Origin of the sequence: Bacteroides sp. M10 (assembly GCF_014334015.1) — a bacterium.
GTDB classification, from domain to species: domain Bacteria; phylum Bacteroidota; class Bacteroidia; order Bacteroidales; family Bacteroidaceae; genus Bacteroides; species Bacteroides intestinigallinarum.
The window spans coordinates 1451001-1473807 of sequence record NZ_CP060488.1 but is presented as its reverse complement, the minus strand read 5'-3'; the positions used below and the strand labels follow the sequence as shown (position 1 = coordinate 1473807).

12 protein-coding genes are annotated in these 22807 nt (G+C 40.3%); 5 read left to right on the top strand and 7 right to left on the bottom strand.

Translation table 11 applies throughout. From position 1 onward, the window contains the following. Nucleotides 1-605 precede the first annotated feature (605 nt). Nucleotides 606-3176 (top strand): family 78 glycoside hydrolase catalytic domain, encoded by a 2571-nt coding sequence (locus H8796_RS05375; RefSeq protein WP_117933315.1) that lies wholly within the window; start codon nt 606-608, stop codon nt 3174-3176. Nucleotides 3177-3372: 196 nt separating this feature from the next. Here H8796_RS05375 and H8796_RS05370 read toward each other — a convergent pair whose 3' ends face one another. Beyond that, nucleotides 3373-5124, bottom strand: a complete 1752-nt coding sequence (locus tag H8796_RS05370; RefSeq protein WP_117933313.1) for an AAA family ATPase — start codon at nt 5122-5124, stop codon at nt 3373-3375. A gap of 129 nt (nt 5125-5253) precedes the next feature. Here H8796_RS05370 and H8796_RS05365 point away from each other — a divergent pair, with 129 nt between their 5' ends. From H8796_RS05365 to H8796_RS05355, 3 genes are all read left to right on the top strand, one after another. Next, the gene (locus tag H8796_RS05365) at nt 5254-6129 is read left to right on the top strand and encodes a DMT family transporter (RefSeq protein WP_117933311.1); all 876 of its coding nucleotides are present in this window, start codon (nt 5254-5256) and stop codon (nt 6127-6129) included. Between the two features lie 536 nt (nt 6130-6665). Further along, nucleotides 6666-9248, top strand: a complete 2583-nt coding sequence (locus H8796_RS05360) for a zinc-dependent metalloprotease (protein WP_117933307.1) — start codon at nt 6666-6668, stop codon at nt 9246-9248. After that, nucleotides 9245-11737 carry a zinc-dependent metalloprotease gene (locus tag H8796_RS05355; protein ID WP_117933305.1) on the top strand — a complete coding sequence of 831 codons (2493 nt, stop codon included), beginning with the start codon at nt 9245-9247 and terminating at the stop codon, nt 11735-11737. The genes H8796_RS05360 and H8796_RS05355 overlap by 4 nt, the downstream gene beginning before the upstream one ends. A 54-nt stretch (nt 11738-11791) precedes the next feature. Here H8796_RS05355 and H8796_RS05350 read toward each other — a convergent pair whose 3' ends face one another. From H8796_RS05350 to H8796_RS05335, 4 genes are read right to left on the bottom strand one after another with little or no spacing between them, the layout of a single operon-like run. Beyond that, complete coding sequence (locus H8796_RS05350; protein WP_117933303.1) at nt 11792-13081, bottom strand: hypothetical protein; 1290 nt, start codon at nt 13079-13081, stop codon at nt 11792-11794. A 12-nt stretch (nt 13082-13093) separates the two neighbouring features. Further along, nucleotides 13094-13297 (bottom strand): hypothetical protein, encoded by a 204-nt coding sequence (locus tag H8796_RS05345; protein WP_115483879.1) that lies wholly within the window; start codon nt 13295-13297, stop codon nt 13094-13096. A 19-nt stretch (nt 13298-13316) separates the two neighbouring features. After that, on the bottom strand, nt 13317-14699 hold the full coding sequence (locus tag H8796_RS05340) for a RagB/SusD family nutrient uptake outer membrane protein (RefSeq protein WP_117933302.1): 1383 nt from the start codon (nt 14697-14699) through the stop codon (nt 13317-13319). 11 nt (nt 14700-14710) lie between these two features. Next, the gene (locus H8796_RS05335; RefSeq protein ID WP_117933298.1) at nt 14711-18022 is read right to left on the bottom strand and encodes a SusC/RagA family TonB-linked outer membrane protein; all 3312 of its coding nucleotides are present in this window, start codon (nt 18020-18022) and stop codon (nt 14711-14713) included. A 639-nt stretch (nt 18023-18661) separates the two neighbouring features. Between H8796_RS05335 and mutS the strand changes: the two genes are divergently transcribed. After that, the gene (gene mutS / locus H8796_RS05330; protein ID WP_117933545.1) at nt 18662-21250 is read left to right on the top strand and encodes a DNA mismatch repair protein MutS; all 2589 of its coding nucleotides are present in this window, start codon (nt 18662-18664) and stop codon (nt 21248-21250) included. A gap of 68 nt (nt 21251-21318) precedes the next feature. Here the strand turns inward: mutS and H8796_RS05325 are convergent, their stop codons facing one another. Then, nucleotides 21319-21963, bottom strand: a complete 645-nt coding sequence (locus tag H8796_RS05325) for a chloramphenicol acetyltransferase (protein WP_117933296.1) — start codon at nt 21961-21963, stop codon at nt 21319-21321. Beyond that, nucleotides 21960-22793 (bottom strand): prolipoprotein diacylglyceryl transferase, encoded by an 834-nt coding sequence (gene lgt / locus H8796_RS05320; RefSeq protein ID WP_117933294.1) that lies wholly within the window; start codon nt 22791-22793, stop codon nt 21960-21962. Before lgt ends, H8796_RS05325 begins: the two co-directional genes overlap by 4 nt. Nucleotides 22794-22807 lie beyond the last annotated feature (14 nt).

Below are 22807 nucleotides of genomic sequence, written 5' to 3'. Positions count from 1 at the left end.
CGCTTTCTCTATTGACTTTATCGTTTTTATTTCGTATATTTGGGGAAATTAAAAATAGAAAACGAATGATGAAAGATATAAATATTGTGACATAAGTTCAATAGGTGGATGTGCGAAATGCATAACATAGGATAACGAATGGGCAAGAAACTGTGAAGGTTCTTGCCCATTTTTGTTGCAATAATTCTATTTCAGGTATTAAAAGCGTCAAAAAAGAGTTTATAATAAACTTGGATACCGTTTCTAATAAACCCCTTCGTTATTTATTAAAAACTTGAATAGAGTTTATTCGATTTCGAGGTTCTCGTGTAAAGAAGAAAGAATGACTGCAATGAATAACCGTCATCTTCTTTTCTTATTTGATAAATAATTGATACAATAGAACTAGCGAATGCGTTGATTATATTATTTTACAATATGTCGTTGTTTTGCCCGATAATCGATTCTCCAACGTAAAAAGCTTCAGATTGAACAGAAACCATTGTTGAGTCAAAAAAAATGTAGAAATCGTCTGTCATATCATATAATTCTGTAATTTTGTTGTGCAAGTCCCATAAAACAGCACTTCTAAGTTAATCTTTTAATACTAAAAAATACATATAAGTATGAAAATGAATTTCCATTGTTTTGCGAATCTTGTTCCGGTAATGATTTTCGCGCTTTTCTCGAATAGCGGACTGATAAACGCAACTGAAGTCGGAAAACGTACTCACGCATTGGAAGCGTCGGCCTGGAACGAATCCAAATGGATTTCAGCAGTAGACGCTCCTATAGTGAAAGGACATAACAACGGTCGCGCAGCCGATGGTGCCAGTTGGTTCGTGTCCACCGTGAAAAATGAACAGAAAGTCATCTCTGCCAAGTGGATGACCGCCGGACTGGGAGTTTACGAGTTGTATGTGAATGGGAAACCCGTAGGCGGAGAATTCCTGAAACCGGGCTTCACACACTATGCCAAGACCAAACGTTCTTTCACCTATGATATCACAGACGTCATCCGTACCAAGCCAAACGCCGACAACATGCTCTCCGTACAGGTGACACCGGGATGGTGGGCTGACAAAATCATAACCCCCGGAGGATATGACGGCATGATAGGCAAAAAGTGTGCCTTCCGCGGTGTATTGGAACTGACTTTTTCTGACGGAACTAAGAAGTGCTACGGTACCGACCTCGAAAACTGGAAAGCCGGAATTGCCGGTCCGGTGAAACATGCCGGCATCTTTGACGGAGAAGAGTATGATGCACGCGAACCGATGGGCTACGAATGTGTGGACAAACTCTCCACACCCGAAGAGAATACCGAATTTTCTGGTGACATTCTGCCTTCGGACGGAGCGGAGGTCTATCTGCGCACCGATCTCGCCCTCGCTCCTGTCAGAGCATACATTTGGAAGAAGATAGAAAGAGCGAAAGAAAACGAGTTCGGTAAAGTGATTATCGCCCGTGAGTTCGCATCGGGCACGGAGATGACCATAAGTCCGGGAGAGACATTAGTGGTGGATTTCGGGCAAAACTGTGCCGGCATACCCTCTTTCGTATTCAAAGCCGCCGAGGGAACAGTGCTGACTTGCTTTCCCGCAGAGTTGCTCAATGACGGCAACGGTGCCAAGATTCGTGGCATGGACGGTCCGGAAGGAAGCTGCCACCGCGAAAACCTGCGCATTCCCCACACTGGTATCCGCTTGGACTACACCTTTGCTGCCGGAGATAACTATGTGGCCTACTATCCTCACTGCACCTTCTTCGGCTACCGCTACGTTTCCATAACTGCCACCGGGAATGTCGCCATCAAGTCGTTGAAATCCATTCCCGTCACTTCCATCACAAAGGAACTGGAGACCGGCACTATCACCACAGGCAACGACCTTGTGAACAAGCTCATCTCCAACACTTATTGGGGACAGCTATCCAACTACCTATCCATACCCACCGACTGTCCGCAGCGCGACGAGCGTCTGGGCTGGACAGCAGATACACAAGTGTTTGCGGAAACCGGTACGTTCTTTGCTAACACCATGAAGTTCTTTCACAAGTGGATGCGTGACATGCGCGACACCCAGAACAGTTTGGGCGGATTCCCCGGAGTGGCTCCCTTAGCACAATACGGTGATGAGAAAATGCGTTTGGGATGGGCCGATGCCGGAATCATTGTGCCTTGGACGGTGTGGAAACAATTCGGAGATACGCAAATCATTGAGGAGAACTGGAATGCCATGGACCTGTTTATGAACCACATCAACGACACCAAGTATAACCACGAGACCCTCTGCGGCGAGAACGGCAACTACCAATGGGCCGACTGGTTGAGCTACGAACCGCTGGAAAGCTGTAGCGGACTGGCTTTCTCTCCCCAAGGTCCGCTTCCTGATGCCATTAGCTATTGGAACTATCTAAGCGCTTCCTACTGGGTAATAGATGCTTCCATGATGCGCGACATGGCTGCTGCCACCGGTCGCAATTCTGCCAAATACCAGCAAATGGTCGACTTGGCAAAAGCATACATCAAAGAGAACTTCCTCAACGAGGATGGCACTTTCAAAACCGCCATCCTCAACACCATGCAAACTCCTGCTCTGTTCGCCTTGAAAAACCAGCTTGTGGAAGGCGAAGCCAAAGCGAAGATGATAGACCGCCTGCGCGAAAACTTCGCACAACACGACCTTTGCTTGCAGACCGGATTTCTGGGCACATCTATCCTTATGGCCACCCTCACGGAGAATGGCATGGAAGACATTGCCTATGAACTACTCTTCCAACGTAAGAACCCAAGCTGGCTGTATTCTGTGGACAATGGAGCTACCACTATTTGGGAAAGGTGGAACAGCTATATGATAGATAAGGGAATGGGACCACGCGGTATGAACAGCTTCAATCATTATGCCTACGGATGCGTATGTGAATGGATTTGGGAAACTGTTGCCGGCATCGCAGCCGATCCTGCCACCCCAGGCTTCAAGCATATCATTATGAAACCCATTCCAGACAAGCGATTGGGACATGTAACTGCCGAATACCGTTCCGCCGCCGGACTCATTAAGAGCGCATGGAAATACGAGGGTGACACTTGGATTTGGGAATTCACCATTCCTAAGGGTGTTACCGCTACCGTAACTCTTCCCGGAGAGATGAAGTCAAAAGATTATGTAAGTGGAACTTACAAGGTGACAAAATAGTTTTTCATGTAGGAATTTGATAGTAAGAAGATGTATTGAAACTCTCTTTTAACATGATTACCCTCATTACAGATAGCTGTGATGAGGGTAATTCTTCATTTATAAAGGTTTTGACAAACGTTTTATTGATTTTTTCATATTGTTAGCCTATCTGTTTTTTGCATGATACGCTTGTAATGCGAGTTCTTTTTTTGTATTAAACCTCTTCGCATATCGGCATATCCATTCCTTTGTATACAACTACGATTTTATGAAGCTGTGTAGTGCCGACTGCTCTCTTCACCGTATCGGTGTCAGCATAACGATTGGCTTGAGCAATAGCTTCCAGTCGCAATTCTTCCACACGGCTTTCGGGGTCTTTATACTTGGCATATTTCAGTTCCACAATGTAACTATGCTTCATGTCGGAATAGATATCCAGTAGCGGACAAAGGAAAATATCGACATAACCTGCCTGTGTGTCCTGTTCAGAGATGGGGCGGTAGAAACGGTTTTGTGCTGTCATGGCAAGTGTGAAGCCATGGACAAAAAATTCACCTTTCTGCTTGTCGCGCTGGGAAGTGTAGCGTTTTAGACAGTTGGCAATATAGTCGAAGTAAGCTTTCCAAGAGCCATCGTAGGCAAGGGCACTGGCAAGTTCGTTCTTCTCGTAACTACTGAAATTAAGTTCGGCTTCGTTATAGGTACTTAGCAGATAGGTGTAGATTTGTTCACGGACTACCTGATTGGGGATGGTGAGTTTGGTTTTTCCTTTATACGTGCCGCTAATGGTGAGCATACCGAAATAGTAAAGCAGACTCACAAAGTTGTCAGGATTAGTGATATTGATGGCAGGAAAACCTTTTTTCAGTTCTCCGGTGACGTAGCCTTCGCTCACCAATGTTTGTATGATGGAGGCATCATGGGCAAACTCTTTGTCCTTCCGAATGAGCATACGTAATTTTTCGTAGTCGATACGGATATTGTCTTCTACCATATCCCGGGGGGCTTTGCCTCGTTGAATATAATTCTTGACGAAGTAGAGTACCATGTTGGAGTTGTACATAGTGGTTTCACCGTAACATTCTTCTGCAAAGCAGTAGTTGTCATACCAAGGTTTCATTATTTCTATCAGTTCGTCTACACTGTGATTGAATGGACTGGTGGTGGAATAATAGGTAAGCATTTGGCGGACTTCTTCTTCCGTAAAACCTATCATCTCGTTAAATTCCGGTGTGAGCGAGTAGTTGGTTCCGATGTTGAAACCGCTTGTGAGGTCGTCCATTGTCACGGGACTTACGCCGGTAATGAAACAACGTTCGATGCTGGAATAGGTTCCGGCTTTAATTTTATTGAAGAAGGCACGCAGATAACCTTCGCCATGCGTTTCGTCCGTATAACGGTGCAGGCTCTCTATATCTGAGAGAATGGCATTGGTGAAATGGTCGTATTCGTCAATAAAGAGGTAAATACGTTGGTTGGTCTTATTACATTCTGTGAACAGGTATTCAAATTGTTCGACAGCTCCTTCTTTTTTGTCGAGTTCTTCCTTGATGCCTTTGGGGAGATAGTCGGCGTAAATGTCACAGAAGTAGTCGAACATTGTTTGGCAATGCGCGTCCAGTCCCTTGCGGTAGTTGTGCAGTTCGCCTACTATTCCGGAGAAGTTGAGGTATAGTACTAGATAGCTGTTCCGGTCGCGCGTAGGATGCTTTCCGATGTAAAGGTCGCCAAACAGCGCTTCGAATTTATCCTTGGCAAGTATATCATAATAGTGCTGCAACATACTTACTGTGAGACTTTTGCCGAAACGGCGCGGGCGAATAAAGAAGAAAAACTTGTCCGCCTCTTCTATCATGGGTATAAACCGGGTTTTGTCTACATAATAACAGTCGTCGCGGCGGATTACTGCAAAGTTCATCATGCCATAGGGGATACGTTTTCTGTCCGGTGCTGTATATTTTTCCATAACTTATTCCTTATTTTAGGAGCTTTCTTTGAACATAAACAAAGGTACGGGCTTTTTGTTACTTCTCCAAACAAACATTCCATAACTTCTCGCTATCTTTGTACTCTATTAAAAAACATCACCATCACTATGGAATTGAAGCATGGATATTACCATCTGATTGCGATACTTGTAGTTGCTATTTGGGGACTGACCTTTATATCAACCAAAGTACTGATTAATCACGGACTGACCCCACAGGAGATATTCCTTTATCGTTTTCTCATTGCTTATCTGGGTATTTGGGTGATTTCTCCCAAACGTCTGTTTGCGGGTAATTGGAAAGACGAACTTTGGTTGATGGCAGGAGGTCTTTTCGGTGGTTCACTCTATTTCTTTACCGAGAATACAGCTTTGGGAATCACGCAAGCATCCAATGTAGCTTTCATCATTTGCACAGCTCCTTTACTTACCACCATTCTTTCCCTTCTCTTTTATAAGAGTGAAAAAGCCACCAAAGGTTTGATTTATGGTTCCATATTAGCTTTAATCGGAGTAGGACTGGTGGTCTTTAACGGCAGTTTTGTACTTAAATTATCTCCGGTAGGGGATTTGCTTACTTTACTTGCCGCCTTGTCGTGGGCATTTTATAGTTTGGTGATAAAGAAAATGACGGGGCGTTACCCCACTGTATTTATCACTCGCAAGATATTTTTTTATGGAGTATTGACCATACTTCCCGCCTTTCTTCTTCATCCGCTGCAACCGGATCTTGATATACTTTTAAAACCGATTGTATTATCCAATCTTTTGTTTCTAGCTGTTCTGGCTTCCTTGATATGTTATGTCCTCTGGAATGTGGTCTTAAAACAGTTGGGAACTGTTAGAGCTTCCAGTTATATCTATCTCAATCCGTTGGTGACAATGGTGGCATCCGTAATCATTCTTCACGAACAAATCACGTGGATTACATTATTGGGAGCAGGTTGCATTATATTTGGAGTCTATCAGGCAGAAAAGAAATAAATAGGTAAAACCACACAAGAAATAACAAATATAAGAGTGACAAAAAGGAAAAAGAAACGCATTAGTGAAAAGATGCGGAGATACAATCTCAGTTTACAGCGTCCCCAAGAGGAATTCCGTCGGCGTGTGATAGAGTCGGAGAGAATGAGGAAGGAAAGGGAACCGGAAGAAAGGAGGAGAGAACGGTGGAGAAAATGGAAGAAATGGCTTGGATTAGCCGATTTTACTGAATATGACGGTCCGTTTCCCATTTTTATATCTGCAGTGTTCTTTTTAGTGATTTTTTTAGGTGGGATAAGTTTATGCGTTTTAGGATTGTTCAAGGACCCATATAAGATTCAAATAATGCCAATCTTATATGGTATACTTTTAACCATTTGGAGTGCGAAAGCCTTGATAATCTTTTATCCTGTTCTAAAAGCAGTCATAATCGCTTTATTTGAAGACAGAAAAAAGTAGATTTTATTGGAGATAATTCTTTATAATTCTTAGATTTGTATTCTATTACTAGAGTATGAATTAACACTATTATCAAAATGAAAAGAATTTGGGTGGCTCTTTTAGTATTTTCTATGCTGGGAGGAGCTGTATCAGCAAATGCTATTTCTTTTAAACGTAAAAAGACAAAAAAGAAAGAATCCGTTGAGAAAGAAAAAACTGCTTATGATAAACTGTTCTCATCTAATCATTCGAAAGCAGAAGGTTTCATCACTGTACACAAAGTGAAAGAAAAAGTTTATTTTGAACTTCCATTATCGTTGTTGAAACGTGATATGTTGTTGGGCTCTGCAGTTACAGAAATCAGTGATAATAGAAATGCCATTATAGGATCAAAACCTACCGAACCTATTCATTTTCGTTTTGAAAAACTGAATAACAAAATCTGTCTGTCTGCTATTCAAACAGATAATGTGAGTGGTGATAATGACAATCGATTGAAGACGGCTATTGCATTAAGCAACATGGATGCCATATTGCAAGCCTTTGATATTTCTGCTTATAATAATGATAGTACGGCTGTTGTGTTTGATGTTACCGGTTTTTTTGTGGGTGACAATAAGCTAATAGATCCTTTTGATAAATATAGTGCAAATATGTCGAGAGGACGTAAGCGCTCCACTTCTTTTCAAAGTAGCAAGTCGTTTGTTGATGGTTTTAAAGCTTTTAAGGACAATATATCTGTCCGGAGTTGCCTAAGTTATACTTATTCGTTGACCGGAGGTAGTGGAAAAGACATTAAGGACGAACCTCTGACTGCAAAGGTGACACGTTCTATCCTGTTATTGGATTCTGTTTCCTACCGTCCCCGATTGATGGATAGCCGGATTGGTATTTTCCCGACTATAAAAAAAGAATATTCGGCAACCAAACAGACGATGCGGGCAATCTATTATGCAAATCGCTGGCGTTTGGAGCCTTCTGATTTAAAAAGTTATGTAGAGGGTAAAAAGGTGACACCTGTGAAGCCGATTGTTTTTTATGTAGATAGTTGTTTCCCTGATAGTTGGAAAGCATCTATATTTGAAGCTGTCAACCAATGGAATGAACCATTTGAAAAAATAGGTTTTACACAAGCTATCCAGGCTAAAGAATTTCCGAAAGACGATCCGGAATTTGATGCGGATAATTTGAAATACTCTTGTATTCGTTATGCACCGATTGCTATTGAAAATGCAATGGGTCCCTCTTGGGTAGACCCGCGCAGTGGAGAAATACTGAATGCTTCTGTATATCTGTATCATGATGTTATAAAGTTGTTGAATAACTGGATTTTTATCCAGACTGCTCAAGCTGACAAACGTGTCCGTCATAAAGTTATTCCAAGGGAAGTGATGGATGATGCTTTACGTTATGTCGTTTCACACGAAGTAGGACATTGTCTCGGATTTATGCACAATATGAGTGCTTCTTCCGTCATTCCGGTGGACTCTCTGCGTTCTCCTTCGTTTACACAGAAACATGGCACCACTACCTCTATAATGGATTATGCACGTTTTAATTATGTGGCACAACCCGGTGATATGGAGCGTGGGGTTCGTATGATGCCTCCCCGCTTTGGGCTGTATGATGATTATTTGATCCGTTGGAATTATACACCAGTACCGGAAGCTAAAACAGAGGAAGAAGAGTATGCGATTACTTCAAAGTGGATTACGGATTTATCCGGTGATCCTGTATATCGGTATGGAAAACAACAGTCGGATATACTTGACCCTCGTTCTCAAACGGAAGATCTGGGAGATGATGCGGTAAAAGCAACTCAATATGGTGTGAAAAACCTGAAGTATATCCTGGATAATCTGAATCAATGGCTGGATAAGGAAGATAATGATTATAAACACCGATCTGCTATTTATGATGGTATTATAATGCAGTATTTGACTTATATGTTGCATGTTTATCATAATATTGGTGGCATTTATCTGCATGAAAAACTGGTCGGTGATAAAGTGGAAGCTCTGGAAAGTGAACCGAAGGAAAAGCAAAAAGAGGCAATGAGTTATTTTCTGGAACAGTTGGAAACGCTGGATTGGTTAGATAACAGCGATGTATTGGATAAGTTGCCTATGGTTGGTAAACCTTCTGATGCTTTGCGTAATGTGCTGATGAAATTATTGATGGCGGCTCCTGCCCGTGTGGAATTTTCGGCACTGAAAGCTGAAGGCGATAAATATGACGTTGACGAATGTATGAATGACATTTATGAATACATCTGGAGTCCTACTTTGAAAGGGCGTAAACTAACCTCTACTCAAATGAAGTTGCAGAATTTATTTATTAAACAGTTAGCTTCAACGGCAAAGATTAATTGGAATAAAGATTCGAAATCATTGGCAGATGAGGATGTTTGGGAATCGTTAACCACGCTTCATCATAAGATAGGGGAAGGACACAAAGGATGTTGTGTGTCGGACTTGGAACGTATGTTTAATCCTGTAGCCGGATTTGAAGAACCAATGGCCGAGTACTTTGTCCCCAGAAATCAGGAGAGTATGTGTTATGGTTATTTCTTGCGGGTGCGCGACTTATTGAATAATCAAAAGCAACATGTCGATAAAGATACTCGACTTCACTATCAATTATTGCTTCATCAAATGAATAATGCGTTAAACAGATGATTATGAAGAATAAATATATCCTTTTACTTTTTTTGTCGGTCTTTGCCCTGTCCGTTTCTTATCCTTTGGAAGGGGCAGCTAAGAAAAAGAAAAAAACAGAGCAAGTAAAATCGAAAAGTGATTATGAAAAGCTATTGAAAGGTAAATCCAATAGCGTGGAGTCCAAGGGATTAATGAATCTTTATTGGATTGAGAATAAGATATATATGGAAATACCTAAGGCTGTTTTAGGTAAACGTCTGTTGATGGGAGGGGTGGTTGATAAAGTTAGTAATCCGCAGGAATCGTCCGTGGGATTTCGCCCTGCCACTTCTTTGCAGGTGAGATTTTGCCAATCTGATTCGTTGGTCAGACTTTATCGGGTTGCCAATCGTCCGATTACCGGTGATGACTCTCGTATCGGCGATGCATTGAAAAAGAGCTTTAGTGATATTGTTCTGGAGCAGTTTCCAATCAAGGCTTATTCTCCTGATAGTGCTTTGGTGATTGATGTCACTTCTTATGTGTTTAAAGATGACGAATACATGAATCCGATAGATCCGAAAGCATATAATACAATGGATGGCTGGGTGAAAAGGAAGGCTACTTTTAAACAAGACCGGTCGATGATATCCGGGATTGCCTCTTACTCGGATAATGTATCTATCTCATGCAATATGAGTTATAGTCTTGCCATGTCGTTATTCGGGCTTTTCCCGATAGCAGACGATATTCCTTTCAGTGCGGTTGTGAAGCGTACATTTATGTTATTACCGGAGGATGAAGATTATCTTCCTCGTTTGGCAGATCCTCGTGTTGGTACTCTATGGAGTGACAAGGTTAGCTTTTCGGATGAAGCGCAAGGAAGTGAAGTGCAGTATTGGGTGAATCGTTGGAATTTGACAGAGGAAAACCCTATTGTCTTTTATGTAGATACTCTGTTGCCCGAAAGCTGGCAGCGCTGTGTGTATCGTAGTGCTGATATATGGAACAAGTCTTTTCAGAAGATTGGTTTTCCCAATGCGCTGGTAGTGAAGCCTTATCCTAAAGACGGTACGGTGTTTGATGCCAATAATATTACTAAATCCTGTATTCGTTATGTCATTTCACCGTCTAACCAGATTACAGACAACTGTTGGAGTGATCCGTTGACAGGAGAGATTATAAGTGCCAATATTTACATTCCGCACAACTTGGCATCGAAAATCCAGTTGGATTATTTTCTGCAAACATCTTCTTTTAATGAGAAGGCTCGTACGTTGCTGCCCGATGAGGGCTTGGTAGAGGAAGCGTTAACGTCTTTATTATTGAGGCATTGGGGACATTGTTTGGGGTTGAGTGATAATATGGCAGGATCTATTGCTTATCCTGTTGATTCGCTTCGTTCGAAGGAGTTTGTTAAGCAACATGGGTTATCTGCTTCCGTTATGGATAAGCTCCCCATGAACTATTTGCTTTCTGATGATAGTTATAGTGAAGGAATGCCTCTGGTGCAATCGGTGTTAGGGGTATATGATGATTGGGTAATTCGTTATTTGTATCAACCTATGAAAAAGAATACGCCGCAGGAGGAATTATCCGGTTTGCAATCGTTGATATCTGAACGTAACCACAATCCGTTATTGTTGTTTAAAGGGCCGCAAAACAGGAAAGCGTATTATGACCCTCGTGGAATGGAAAGGGATTTAGGGAATGATGCTATCCGTTCGGCAACAATAGCTTGTGAGAATATAGCGAAAGTAATAAAGAATGCCAACCAGTGGTTGGACAAGGAGGATGTGGACTATGAGCTGCGTGCTGTTTTATATGGTCATATCATCAAGCAGGTGAATGAATACATGAAGCATGTACTGCAACAAGTGGGTGGTATTTATTTGAATGATAGTTACTATGGAGATGTTTATCCTTCTTTTCAATCAGTGCCAAAAGAGGTTCAGCGCCAATCTTTTTTGTGGATGCTGGATGCGATTGAAAAGATGACATGGATGGATGATAAGGAATTGCTGAATCATTGTGCCTTAACAGGGAGTGTTGCCGATTATTCTCAAAAATTCCTGGGAAACTTGGTATTAGTGCAGTTGAGTAATATTTGGCTTAGTGAAAGTAAATCGAATGATCCTTACACGCAACAGCAGGCTATTTCAGATCTGATAAGTTTCTTATTCAAGGAAGCCAGGATGGGCAAGAGTTCTGCTGAATTTAAGCGTTTTATGCAAGGACAATTCTTGAATGCTGTTATTTCATGGTCGGATGTAAGTCCGGTGAAAGAAAAAGGTTCATCATCCGGTTCTTCTAGCTTTGCGATTGGAGAAACTAATTCTCATTGGGGAATGGAGCCAATTGAAAGCATTTCATATCTGTCTGTTCCGGCGAGAGCTCATTTTTGGTATGGATGTCTGATGGATTTGAAACAGGAATATGTCAAAGCCAAAGCAATGGCACCGACGAAAAAGTTAAGAGAGGATTATGATTATCGGTTGTTTATAATTGAGAAGGCGTTGAGAAAATAAGATATGTATAATTTGAATTAAGGATGCCCGTATGGCTCGGGCATCCTTAATTTTTTATTCTTCTTCTACTCGTGTGAATTTATATGTAATACCAAACATTTCAGCATCAAATCCTCCCCATTGTTCATAGGAGTACGTAAAGAAATCGGTTGGAATATAGTCGTGGATATAGACATAAATATTGTTATCGTCTATTTTATCTAATCCCAAAAGGGCATCACCAATTTCTGTTTTTGTAGAAAAGAGTTTGTTTATATTGGTTATTTTAAAATAGGGGACCATTATATAGTCAAATATAGAAGCATCAAGGAACTCTTTGTTTATATGATCGAATGTAACCTTGTGTTCTGGTCCACAGAAATATTTTTTCAAACCTCCAGTCATGTGGGGAATAATTCTATCGACTCCGCCTTCGTTAGTAAATTCCAAATAGTCACCAGCAGCAAAATCTTTAGGTAATTTTCCTTCAAAATCGTTACTGGGGAGTTCTTCCTCACCCCATACATAAAAACCATCTTCGTTGCTAAGCTCAACAGGTTTCCATTTGCCTAATAAGTCGATAAATTTTAATTGATCCAATTTTACAGTGAAGGTAGTGAATGAACCTGCATAATATAAATCAGGATCTTCTCCTTCCGGGGCTTTCAATTCAAGGATGGCTTCTTTTCCAGCATAATCTTCTGCTCCTTCTACTATATTAACGCTGAAGTTGACTTGTCGCGTACCTTTCGGAATAGTTATAGAAGTTGAGTGATTCTCGATTTCAAAATCAGTATCCAATTCTGCAGTACTGGAAGAAGATATTTTTAATGGAAGTACAATGTCTGTTTGAGGGATATAGCTTCGTCCACTAATTTCACCTTGTATTTCAACCCATATTTGGATAGAACTAAGAATGCGGGAATAAGAAGTGGTGAATGAGTACATAATACGTTCTTTGGTTTCTATCGGAATGATAGCCACATTCTTATCTCCTAAGCTATATCCTGCTACCGGATTGATAGACAAACGGATTTCTTTTCCTTGGGCTAGATTATTTTTGGGGGTTATTGTTATTTGGGCATTTGTTTCTCCTGCCTTTATTATAAATTCTTTAGCTGATATTTCGTATTCATCATCTAACACTGCTGAACCATCGATGGTTATAGGAACTATCAGATCATTTTCTGGAGCTACAGAGGCTTTTAGTTCTATATTTAAACTTCCAGTAGCCGGTAGAACATAGATAGAGCGGCTAAAGAAGAGATTTGCTCCTGCATCATCATCATTATTGCATGAAGTAACCATCATTGCCAATAATGTTATTGTCAGAATTTTAGTTATTTCCTTTATTATAGTTTTCATCTTTCTTTAATTTTACTGATTAATGGCAGTATTATATTCATTCCAGCGTTCTTGGACTTCTTCCCGTTCTTGAGCGGTGAGAATTACTCCGGTTGGAAGTAAATAATCACTTGTTGTATCATCTACTTTAGGAGTTAACTCTTCAGATTCGTCACAGGCTGAAAAAGTACTAAAGGATATGATGAATATAAATATTGTATATAATAGCTTTTTCATTGTTCTAGTGTATTAATGATTATTCAATATATCCCGGATTTTGTATGATAAGCCCAGGAAATAGGTTCACATCAGATTTGGGAATAGGGAAAGTATATAAATATTTTTCCGTTACATATTTTTTCCCATTAGCGGCAATCCAGAATTCTGGACGTCCATTACGTTTTAGCTCAAACCAACGATCACCTTCCAAAAATAGTTCTTTCCTACGTTCACAAAGGATAGCTGACATTAATTTGGTAAGTGGTGTCCCTGTTGCATCTGTCGTAATATTCTGTTTAAAAACTTCAGGGAGATTATCCATTGTATAAGCTATATAATTTTCCGTAATCCGTTTGGAACGTAATAAATTCAAATATTCTAATGCTTCAGTCTCTTTACCTAAATGTGCGTATGCTTCAGCAATGATAAGACATAACTCTTCACTACGGAATTTTGTGGTAACGACTTTAGTTGTTATTCGTTTGGTATTAAACCCTGAATTACGGATATCATTTGGGGTATTACCAAAAAGGTCTACTAAGTTTTTGCATACAGGGCGTTTCTGGACATTTGTTTGAGCAGTTAGATATCCCATGCTTGCAACATCATTCTCATTTGTATATGAACGTATAATGACGTTCTTAGTTGGCTCTAGTTTTTGATTTATAGCGTTAACATACTCGTCAGCTTCAAGCATTGGATATTTATCTAAAACTTCTTTAGCATAAATAATGGCATTATTCCAGTCTTGTGTCCAAAAGAAGAAACGTGCCATATAGGCTTTAGTTATTGGTGCAGTAAAAATATAGTTTTTATCTGTTGAGTTGTATGATAGCGCATGTTGGAATCCTTTCAATATAAAATCGGCTGTTTCTTTAAGAGTGGACCGGCTTGGCTTGGCTTCGATATCAAATTCGTCCACGAGAGGTAATCCTAGTGTTTCGGAAGCTGTTTGTAATTGATAAGGTTCACAATAACGTATCATTAAATTGTAGTAGCAAATAGAACGGATGCTCCATGCGGTTCCTAATAAGGTTTTGGCCGTTTCTGATTCTGTATCTTCCATCTCTCCAATGATTATGTTGCAATCTTTGATAGCGGAATATAATGTTGAATAGTATTTTTGATTTCTGTTGATACTAGTTCCTGCATATAAATCTATTGCTCCATAGCTACTAGCTAAGGTGCCGTCCAGATCTTCTGCAAAAAGTTCTAAATCGGCAGTTCGTTCAGGTGAAAGAACGATAACATCATCTAGACCTTTTTCAATATCATCTAACCAATAATGAAGGATAGAAGAAAATTCTTCAGCAGTTTTGGGTATAACCTTACCTTTGGGTTTTACATCCAGGTATTTAGTACATGAGGTGAGTGCGATACACAAACTGCAACATATAAATATAAATAGTTTTCTTTTCATTGTCTTTTTTTTTAGAATCCTACATTTACGCTAAACATAACAGACCGGCTTACAGGATAGGTTGCTCCTGGTGTTTCCGGATCCATACCTTTATAACTTGTGACAGTTATAAAATTGTTGAGTGCCATCGAAAAATCTACATTTGAAAGATTGGTTTGTTTCAGTAGTTTTTTGGGCAGTGTATAACCTAAAATTATGCTTTTGATACGCATATATGATAGATTTGTAAGAAAAGCTCCTCGAGTTATTTCTTTGCTCATAGGATTGTAATAGTTAAAACCATATGCTTCACCAAATACATTCCAAACTCGGGGATAGGTACCATCGGTATTAGTAGTCGTCCACCGGTCGGCAGCAATCTTGGGAACATTTAAATGTTGGGCGAATAAATCGTTTTGGAAGACTTGTGTTGATTGATTTTGTACTCCTCCCCCTGTGTTTTGGTATGAGGCGGGGGATTCAATGTACTCAAACTGTTTAGCTCCTGTTGCAAAAGTACCATTAACACTCAATCTAATACCTTTATACTCTGCTGTTACATTGAAACCTCCGGTTACAGGAGCTTCGTCTGTTCCTAGATAATAACGATAGTTATCTGATTTATTCAAATCTGTGGCGGTATGTATTTCTGCATCCGGGCGTAATTGGAAGGTATAAAGTCCTGTATCAGGGTCTATACCTGTAAATCTGCCGCTGTAAATAGCGCCTACAGGATAGCCTTCCCATAGATTGGAATATCCCATAGATTTATATGATGGATTATATTTAGCTACTATATTCAAGTTGTAGGCAAGATTGGCAGATAAAGCCAATGTGAAATCTCTACTTTTTACAGGGGTTCCGTTTAAGGTGATTTCAATACCTTTGTTTTCTAACTCTGCAGTATTGTATCTTTGACTGGTATATCCGGTAGTTGATAATACTTGCACACTTGTTACTATATCGGAACTTTTTCGGTAATACCCTTCGATGATACCATTCAGACGGTCATTAAATAGTCCGAAATCTAAGGCTAATTTTACATCTTGAGTCTTTTCCCAGCGTAAGTCCGGATTAGGTGGTGTGGTGATACTGCCAATATGAAAAACATTATTTGATACATTGCGGTAATCATCAAAATAGTTGATGATGATTTGTGGACTTACGCTACGGTTGATATTACCAGTGAATCCGGTTGCCAGACGGAGGGTTAACCGGTTTAATACCGGTTTGAGAGATTGCATAAAGTTTTCTTCACTGATATTCCACGCAGCACCTGCAGCCCAGTTGGGATTGAATTGTTTGTTACTACCAAAATTGGAACTACCATCAGTGCGGAAAGAAGCATTCAGCACATATTTATTTTTATAATAATAGTCGGCGGAAGCATAGAAGGAAGCAAAACGTTGTTCATTCCATGTTTCTCCGGTAGAGGCATCGAGGGCTGCCAAATACTCTTTTAATTGTGCATATCCGATACCTTCCGTGGTTGATGGCAGCGGGGTGATTGTATTGCCTGTTATTGCATCATAACCATATCGTTTGCTATACAGACTGTTTGATTTACTTCCACGGAGCTCGGCACCAGCGATAAGGGAAATAGAGTGGTCATTTCCGAATTGATCGTCATAAGCGAAGTGTCCGCGTACCATATAACTTTCGTTGTCAATATTGCGTTGTAATATAGAGGCATACTCTTTCTGACTTAACCCATCTACTGATAAACGATTGTCCAAAGCAGCTTTCGTATCACTGTTGTAGATCTCTTTTAAACGGTTAGTGGAATAAGTGAACGAAGCTAATCCGACAAAACGTAATTTGCTGATAATACTATAATCGATTCCTGTCCGTACGGTAGTATTGACATTTTTGGTGCGTGAAGAAGTTTCATTCATCTCACGCATGATATTGAAGCCACTGTCGGGAACAGTTTTTCTGGATGTTTTTTTATTATTATATTCTCCTAATGAATAATAGGTTTCATCTGCTCTGTAGCTACCATCTGTATTATATGGACTTTCGTATGGATTAGCAAAATAAGCATAAGTAAATGGATTGATGTTATTTAATGCTGGCGATTTAGAGTATTGATAGGACATTGATGCCCCAAAATCCAATTTTACTTTTTGGTTGGGGTTCATAGAAAGGTTAGCAGTTATATTATAACGATCGTAGTCATTATTTTTTAATAGACCGGCATTACGTGTATATGATAATGATGTATAGTAAGTATATTTTTCTCCTCCTCCACTAATGGATAGATTGTGCGTAGTGGATACGCCATTACGAAATAGTTCGTCGTACCAATTAGTGTTTGTTTGTCCTAATTCGTTAATATAGCTATCCTGTTGTTCTTTATTCCATCCTTCAAAACGACCTTTTCCGGATCTAATAATACCTACTATACCTACGATAGGATAATCTGTTTTTCCTGCTTCAAAGCCGGGAGCAGAAAATTCATCCCATAATCCTTGTTCATATGCAAGCTTTTCTTTTGAATTCATCAAAGAATAATCTCGTTGGGGTGACAAAGTGACGGAAACATTACCAGAATAGTTAACTCTGGTTTTTCCTTGTTTTCCTTTTTTGGTAGTAACGACAATTACACCACCTGCGGCTCGTGAACCATAAATTGCTGTGGCGGAGGCATCTTTTAAGATAGTGATACTTTCAATATCACTCGGATTGATCCCTGCAACACCATTCATGAATAAATCATCAAACTGGCCCGATTTTATTTCAGAACTATTGGGCATGTCTGCTGTACTTCCCTGCATAGGAACTCCGTCAATTACCCATAGTGGCTCACCGTCTCCGGTAACAGTATTGGTACCTCTGATTCGTATTTTTTGTGTACTACCGGGCTGTCCGGTTACAGCTGATACGGCTACACCCGCAATTTTACCTTGCATTAAGGCGTCAACAGTCGGTTGAGCCTGATCTTTTAGCTGATCGGCAGTAATGATGCCTACTGAACCTGTCATCTTTTTAAATGTGGTTTGAGTATAACCAGTGATAACAACCTGATCGAGTTCACTTGTTTCTGCCTCCATTTGTATTTTGATGAAAGAGGTTGTCCCTTTTAGTAAACGCTCTGCATTTTTCATACCGATATAGGAAAAAACAAGCGTTTTCCCTTCTTTTACTTCCTTGATGGAAAACTTACCATCAATATCTGTGGTAACACCAACTTGGGGGACTTCCTTATAGCGGACGGAAACGCCAACTAATGGTACCCCACTTTCGTCAGTTACAATACCCTTTACTGTTACCTGTGCATTTGCAAATAATGGTAAAATTAAAGCAAAAAGTAGTGTCAATGAAAAAATGGGAATTTTATTCATAATTATATTAATTTGGTTTGTATAGATGCAAATGTATTATTCTTAGCCGATATAAACAAGAAAAATGCTAATATTTGTATGCAGAATATGAATTTCTGTCTGGACAAGTATTAATTGAAGTTTATTATTTTTTTATAAAAGTATAGAATTTTGGTTTGCGCTATATTATAGCTGGCTCTTTGCATTGCTCTAATGATTTATAATGTATGTGTAGGATTGGGTTGTGGAGAGGAAAGAAGTATTTTATCATTGGAAGCAAGCGTTTTCTGCTTCTAATTTAAATAGGGAAGAAACGTACGGACATAAAAAAAGGAGCAACGCCTTGCTCCAACCTTTGTTAACCTTAAATCTAATACTATGAAAAACACATTGCAAAGATACGGACTATTGGGAAATTAGCAAATTATCCAAGAAAAATAGTATGTTTTATAACACGTTTTAATATTTTTCTCCTACTTGTTAAGAAATAAGCCCTCTTTTTTTGATGGTATGCAACACTAATTGTGAAAATTGAATTGGAGGATACCGTTGATTCTCTGCCGAAAAACCGTTATCTTTGCAAAGATATTGCAATTGTTTACCCTAAATAAAAAAGAAAAGGAGAGAACCGTGAACGAAGAAGAAATCGTCCTCACCCCGATGATGAAACAGTTTCTGGATTTGAAAGCAAAACATCCGGATGCAGTGATGCTGTTTCGTTGCGGTGACTTTTATGAAACATATTCTACGGATGCCATCGTTGCATCGGAAATATTAGGAATCACACTGACAAAACGTGCTAACGGGAAAGGAAAGACTGTTGAGATGGCGGGATTCCCGCATCATGCTCTCGACACTTATCTTCCGAAATTGGTTCGTGCCGGAAAGCGTGTCGCTATCTGTGACCAGTTGGAAGATCCGAAAATGACGAAAAAATTGGTGAAACGTGGCATTACCGAACTGGTGACTCCCGGTGTTTCTATCAATGATAATGTCCTGAATTATAAAGAAAATAACTTCCTTGCTGCCGTTCATTTCGGGAAAGCTTCCTGTGGGGTTGCCTTTCTTGATATTTCTACCGGTGAATTCCTAACTGCAGAAGGACCTTTTGATTATATTGATAAACTGTTGAACAACTTCGCCCCGAAGGAAATTCTTTTTGAACGTGGCAAACGTTTGATGTTTGAAGGTAATTTCGGCAGTAAGTTTTTCACGTTCGAGCTGGATGATTGGGTGTTTACAGAAACGACGGCTCGTGAGAAATTGCTGAAACACTTTGAGACGAAGAATCTGAAAGGTTTTGGGGTGGAGCATTTGAAGAATGGTATCATTGCTTCCGGTGCTATCCTGCAATATCTGACGATGACGCAACATACGCAGATTGGTCATATCACCTCATTGGCTCGTATTGAAGAAGATAAATACGTCCGTCTGGACAAGTTCACTGTGCGCAGTCTTGAGCTGATTGGCAATATGAATGACGGCGGAAGCAGTCTGCTCAATGTGATTGACAGAACGATCAGCCCGATGGGGGCACGTCTGCTGAAACGTTGGATGGTTTTTCCATTGAAAGATGAGAAACCAATCAATGAACGTTTGAACGTAGTTGAATATTTCTTCCGTCAACCGGAATTTAAAGAACTGATTGAAGAGCAGTTGCATTTGATAGGGGACTTGGAGCGTATTATTTCCAAAGTGGCTGTAGGCCGTGTGTCGCCTCGTGAAGTTGTTCAGTTGAAAGTTGCTTTGCAAGCAATTGAGCCAATAAAAGAGGCATGTCTGGAAGCTGATAATGCCAGCTTAAATCGTATTGGTGAACAGCTGAATCTTTGTATTCCTATTCGTGACCGGATTGCTAAAGAGATAAATAATGATCCTCCTTTATTGATAAATAAGGGCGGAGTAATTAAAGACGGTGTGAATGCAGACCTGGATGAATTGCGCCAAATCTCTTATTCAGGAAAAGATTATTTGCTGAAGATACAACAGCGTGAAAGTGAGTCGACGGGTATTCCGAGCTTGAAAGTAGCTTATAATAACGTATTCGGTTACTATATCGAGGTTCGTAATGTCCACAAAGATAAAGTTCCGAAAGAATGGATTCGTAAACAGACGTTGGTTAATGCGGAGCGATATATCACACAGGAACTAAAGGAATATGAAGAGAAAATTCTGGGTGCCGAAGATAAGATTCTTGCGTTGGAGACTCAATTATATACGGATTTGGTTCAGGCATTGACGGAGTTTATTCCGCAGATACAGGTGAATGCGAATCAGATTGCACGTTTGGATTGCTTGTTGTCATTTGCCAATGTCGCCCGTGAGAATCGTTATATTCGTCCGGTCATTGAGGATAATGATGTGTTGGATATTCGCCAGGGACGTCATCCGGTGATTGAAAAGCAGCTTCCGATTGGCGAGAAGTATATTGCTAATGATGTAATGCTGGACAGCACTACGCAGCAGATTATTATTATTACAGGTCCAAACATGGCCGGTAAGTCTGCGCTTTTACGTCAGACGGCATTGATTACATTATTGGCTCAAATCGGTTCGTTTGTTCCTGCGGAGAGTGCGCACATTGGTTTGGTAGACAAGATATTTACTCGTGTAGGAGCGAGTGATAATATATCGGTCGGAGAATCAACATTCATGGTGGAGATGAATGAAGCGGCAGATATTCTGAACAATGTTTCTTCCCGAAGTCTGGTGTTGTTTGATGAGTTGGGACGTGGTACGTCTACTTATGACGGTATTTCCATTGCTTGGGCAATTGTAGAGCATATCCATGAGCATCCGAAAGCTAAAGCACGTACCTTATTTGCTACGCATTATCATGAATTGAATGAGATGGAGAAATCCTTCAAGCGTATCAAGAATTATAATGTATCGGTGAAAGAAGTTGATAATAAGGTAATCTTCCTTCGTAAGCTGGAGCGGGGTGGTAGTGAGCACTCTTTCGGTATTCACGTGGCAAAGATGGCTGGTATGCCGAAAAGTATAGTGAAACGTGCCAATGAGATACTGAAGCAGCTCGAATCTGACAATCGCCAACAAGGTATTTCCGGTAAACCGTTGACGGAAGTGAGCGAGAACCGTGGAGGGATGCAGTTGAGTTTCTTCCAACTGGATGATCCGATTCTCTGTCAGATTCGTGATGAGATTCTGAATTTGGATGTGAATAATCTCACTCCGATTGAAGCACTGAATAAGCTGAATGATATCAAGAAGATAGTCAGGGGGAAATAATTATTTCCCCTTAATTTAAAATCTGTAATATGAAGCAATGGGGGAGAATGATAATCCTTGTTTGTGCTTTATTTTAGTAACTCTTCTACTTTCCTGTAAAACAATGAAAGATGATGCCCGTCTACAAATCCATGATGAATGGTCATAGCGATAGGCATTACTAATTTACCTTCTTTGGTGATTGCTTTTCCTGCATTCAGTAGCGGATAATTGTTGCCACTTTGTTTTTCTTGTGTACCTGTGATTGAAGTAAAATATAAATCGGGAGTCGCGCTTAACAGGATCAGACCGTAATCTCCGTGGGCTACCTCTCCATTTTCGGCTGCATACGGATCACCATCTTCGGGAATAGAATCAATAATCTTCCGGGCTTCCTGATAAAAGGTATCGAAATCTTCGTGATAAGGAAAGCGTATGGTGAAGAATTTGCCGTTCTCTTTTATTTTGATTGGAGATAGAATATCTATTTTATCATAGAGCACTACGCGACCTTCCGGATCAATACGATAGCGTAATTCTGGAATCTCATTGGCTGCACGAAGCACGGCATAAAGGTAGTGCAAGAAGAAGGATTGATGAGCCTCTTTGGCCCGTTTCTTTGCTCCTCCGCATTCTACTTCGGAGGTAATGGATAATTGTGGATTCTGGAAGTGGCGGAAGAAGTTGAAATTCTCCTTCCGCTCCCAAGTTTCTATATCAATGATATGTTTCATTTCTTTTCTACTTTCTTCCGGTCATAGAAGAACATGAAATAAACGCCTATGATGACAAATGGAACGCTTAACCATTGTCCCATATTGAACATCATGTGGTCTTCGAATGCTTCCTGATTCTCTTTCAGGAATTCGATGAAGAAACGGAAGACAAAGATGTAAGTCAGACAGAGACCGAAGAAGAATCCACGATGTAATTTCTTGCTGTAATTCTTATACAGATAGATCATGATGAAGAACAGGATGAGATAGGCGATGGCTTCGTAAAGCTGTCCCGGATGGCGGGGCTGCATATCAATGCGTTCAAAAACAAATGCCCAGGGCACATCAGTCGGTTTACCGATGATTTCAGAGTTCATCAGGTTGGCAAGGCGAATGAAGCAGGCTGTGATTGGAGTAGCTACGGCAATCATGTCTACCACATCCATATAGTGGAGCTTTGTCTTACGGCAATACAACCAGAGCGAAATCATCAATCCCAGTGTGCCACCATGACTGGCCAATCCCTCGTATCCGGTAAACTTCCAGTTTCCGTCCGGCATAAACTTGATGGGAAGAATCATTTCCCAGAAATGTGACAGATAGTATCCCGGATCATAGAATAAACAGTGTCCCAGGCGGGCACCGATCAGAATACCAAAGAAACAGTAAAAGAAAAGCGGATCAAACTTCTTTTCTTCTATCTTTTTATCCCGGAACTGGTAGTGAACAACAACATAAGCAAAGAATATTCCTACTGCCCACAATAATCCGTAATAACGGATAGAAATACCGAACAGGTTGAATAGTTCGGGATTCGGGTTCCAGTTGATGTTGAGAAGTGAATACATAGGCTTGGTAGTAT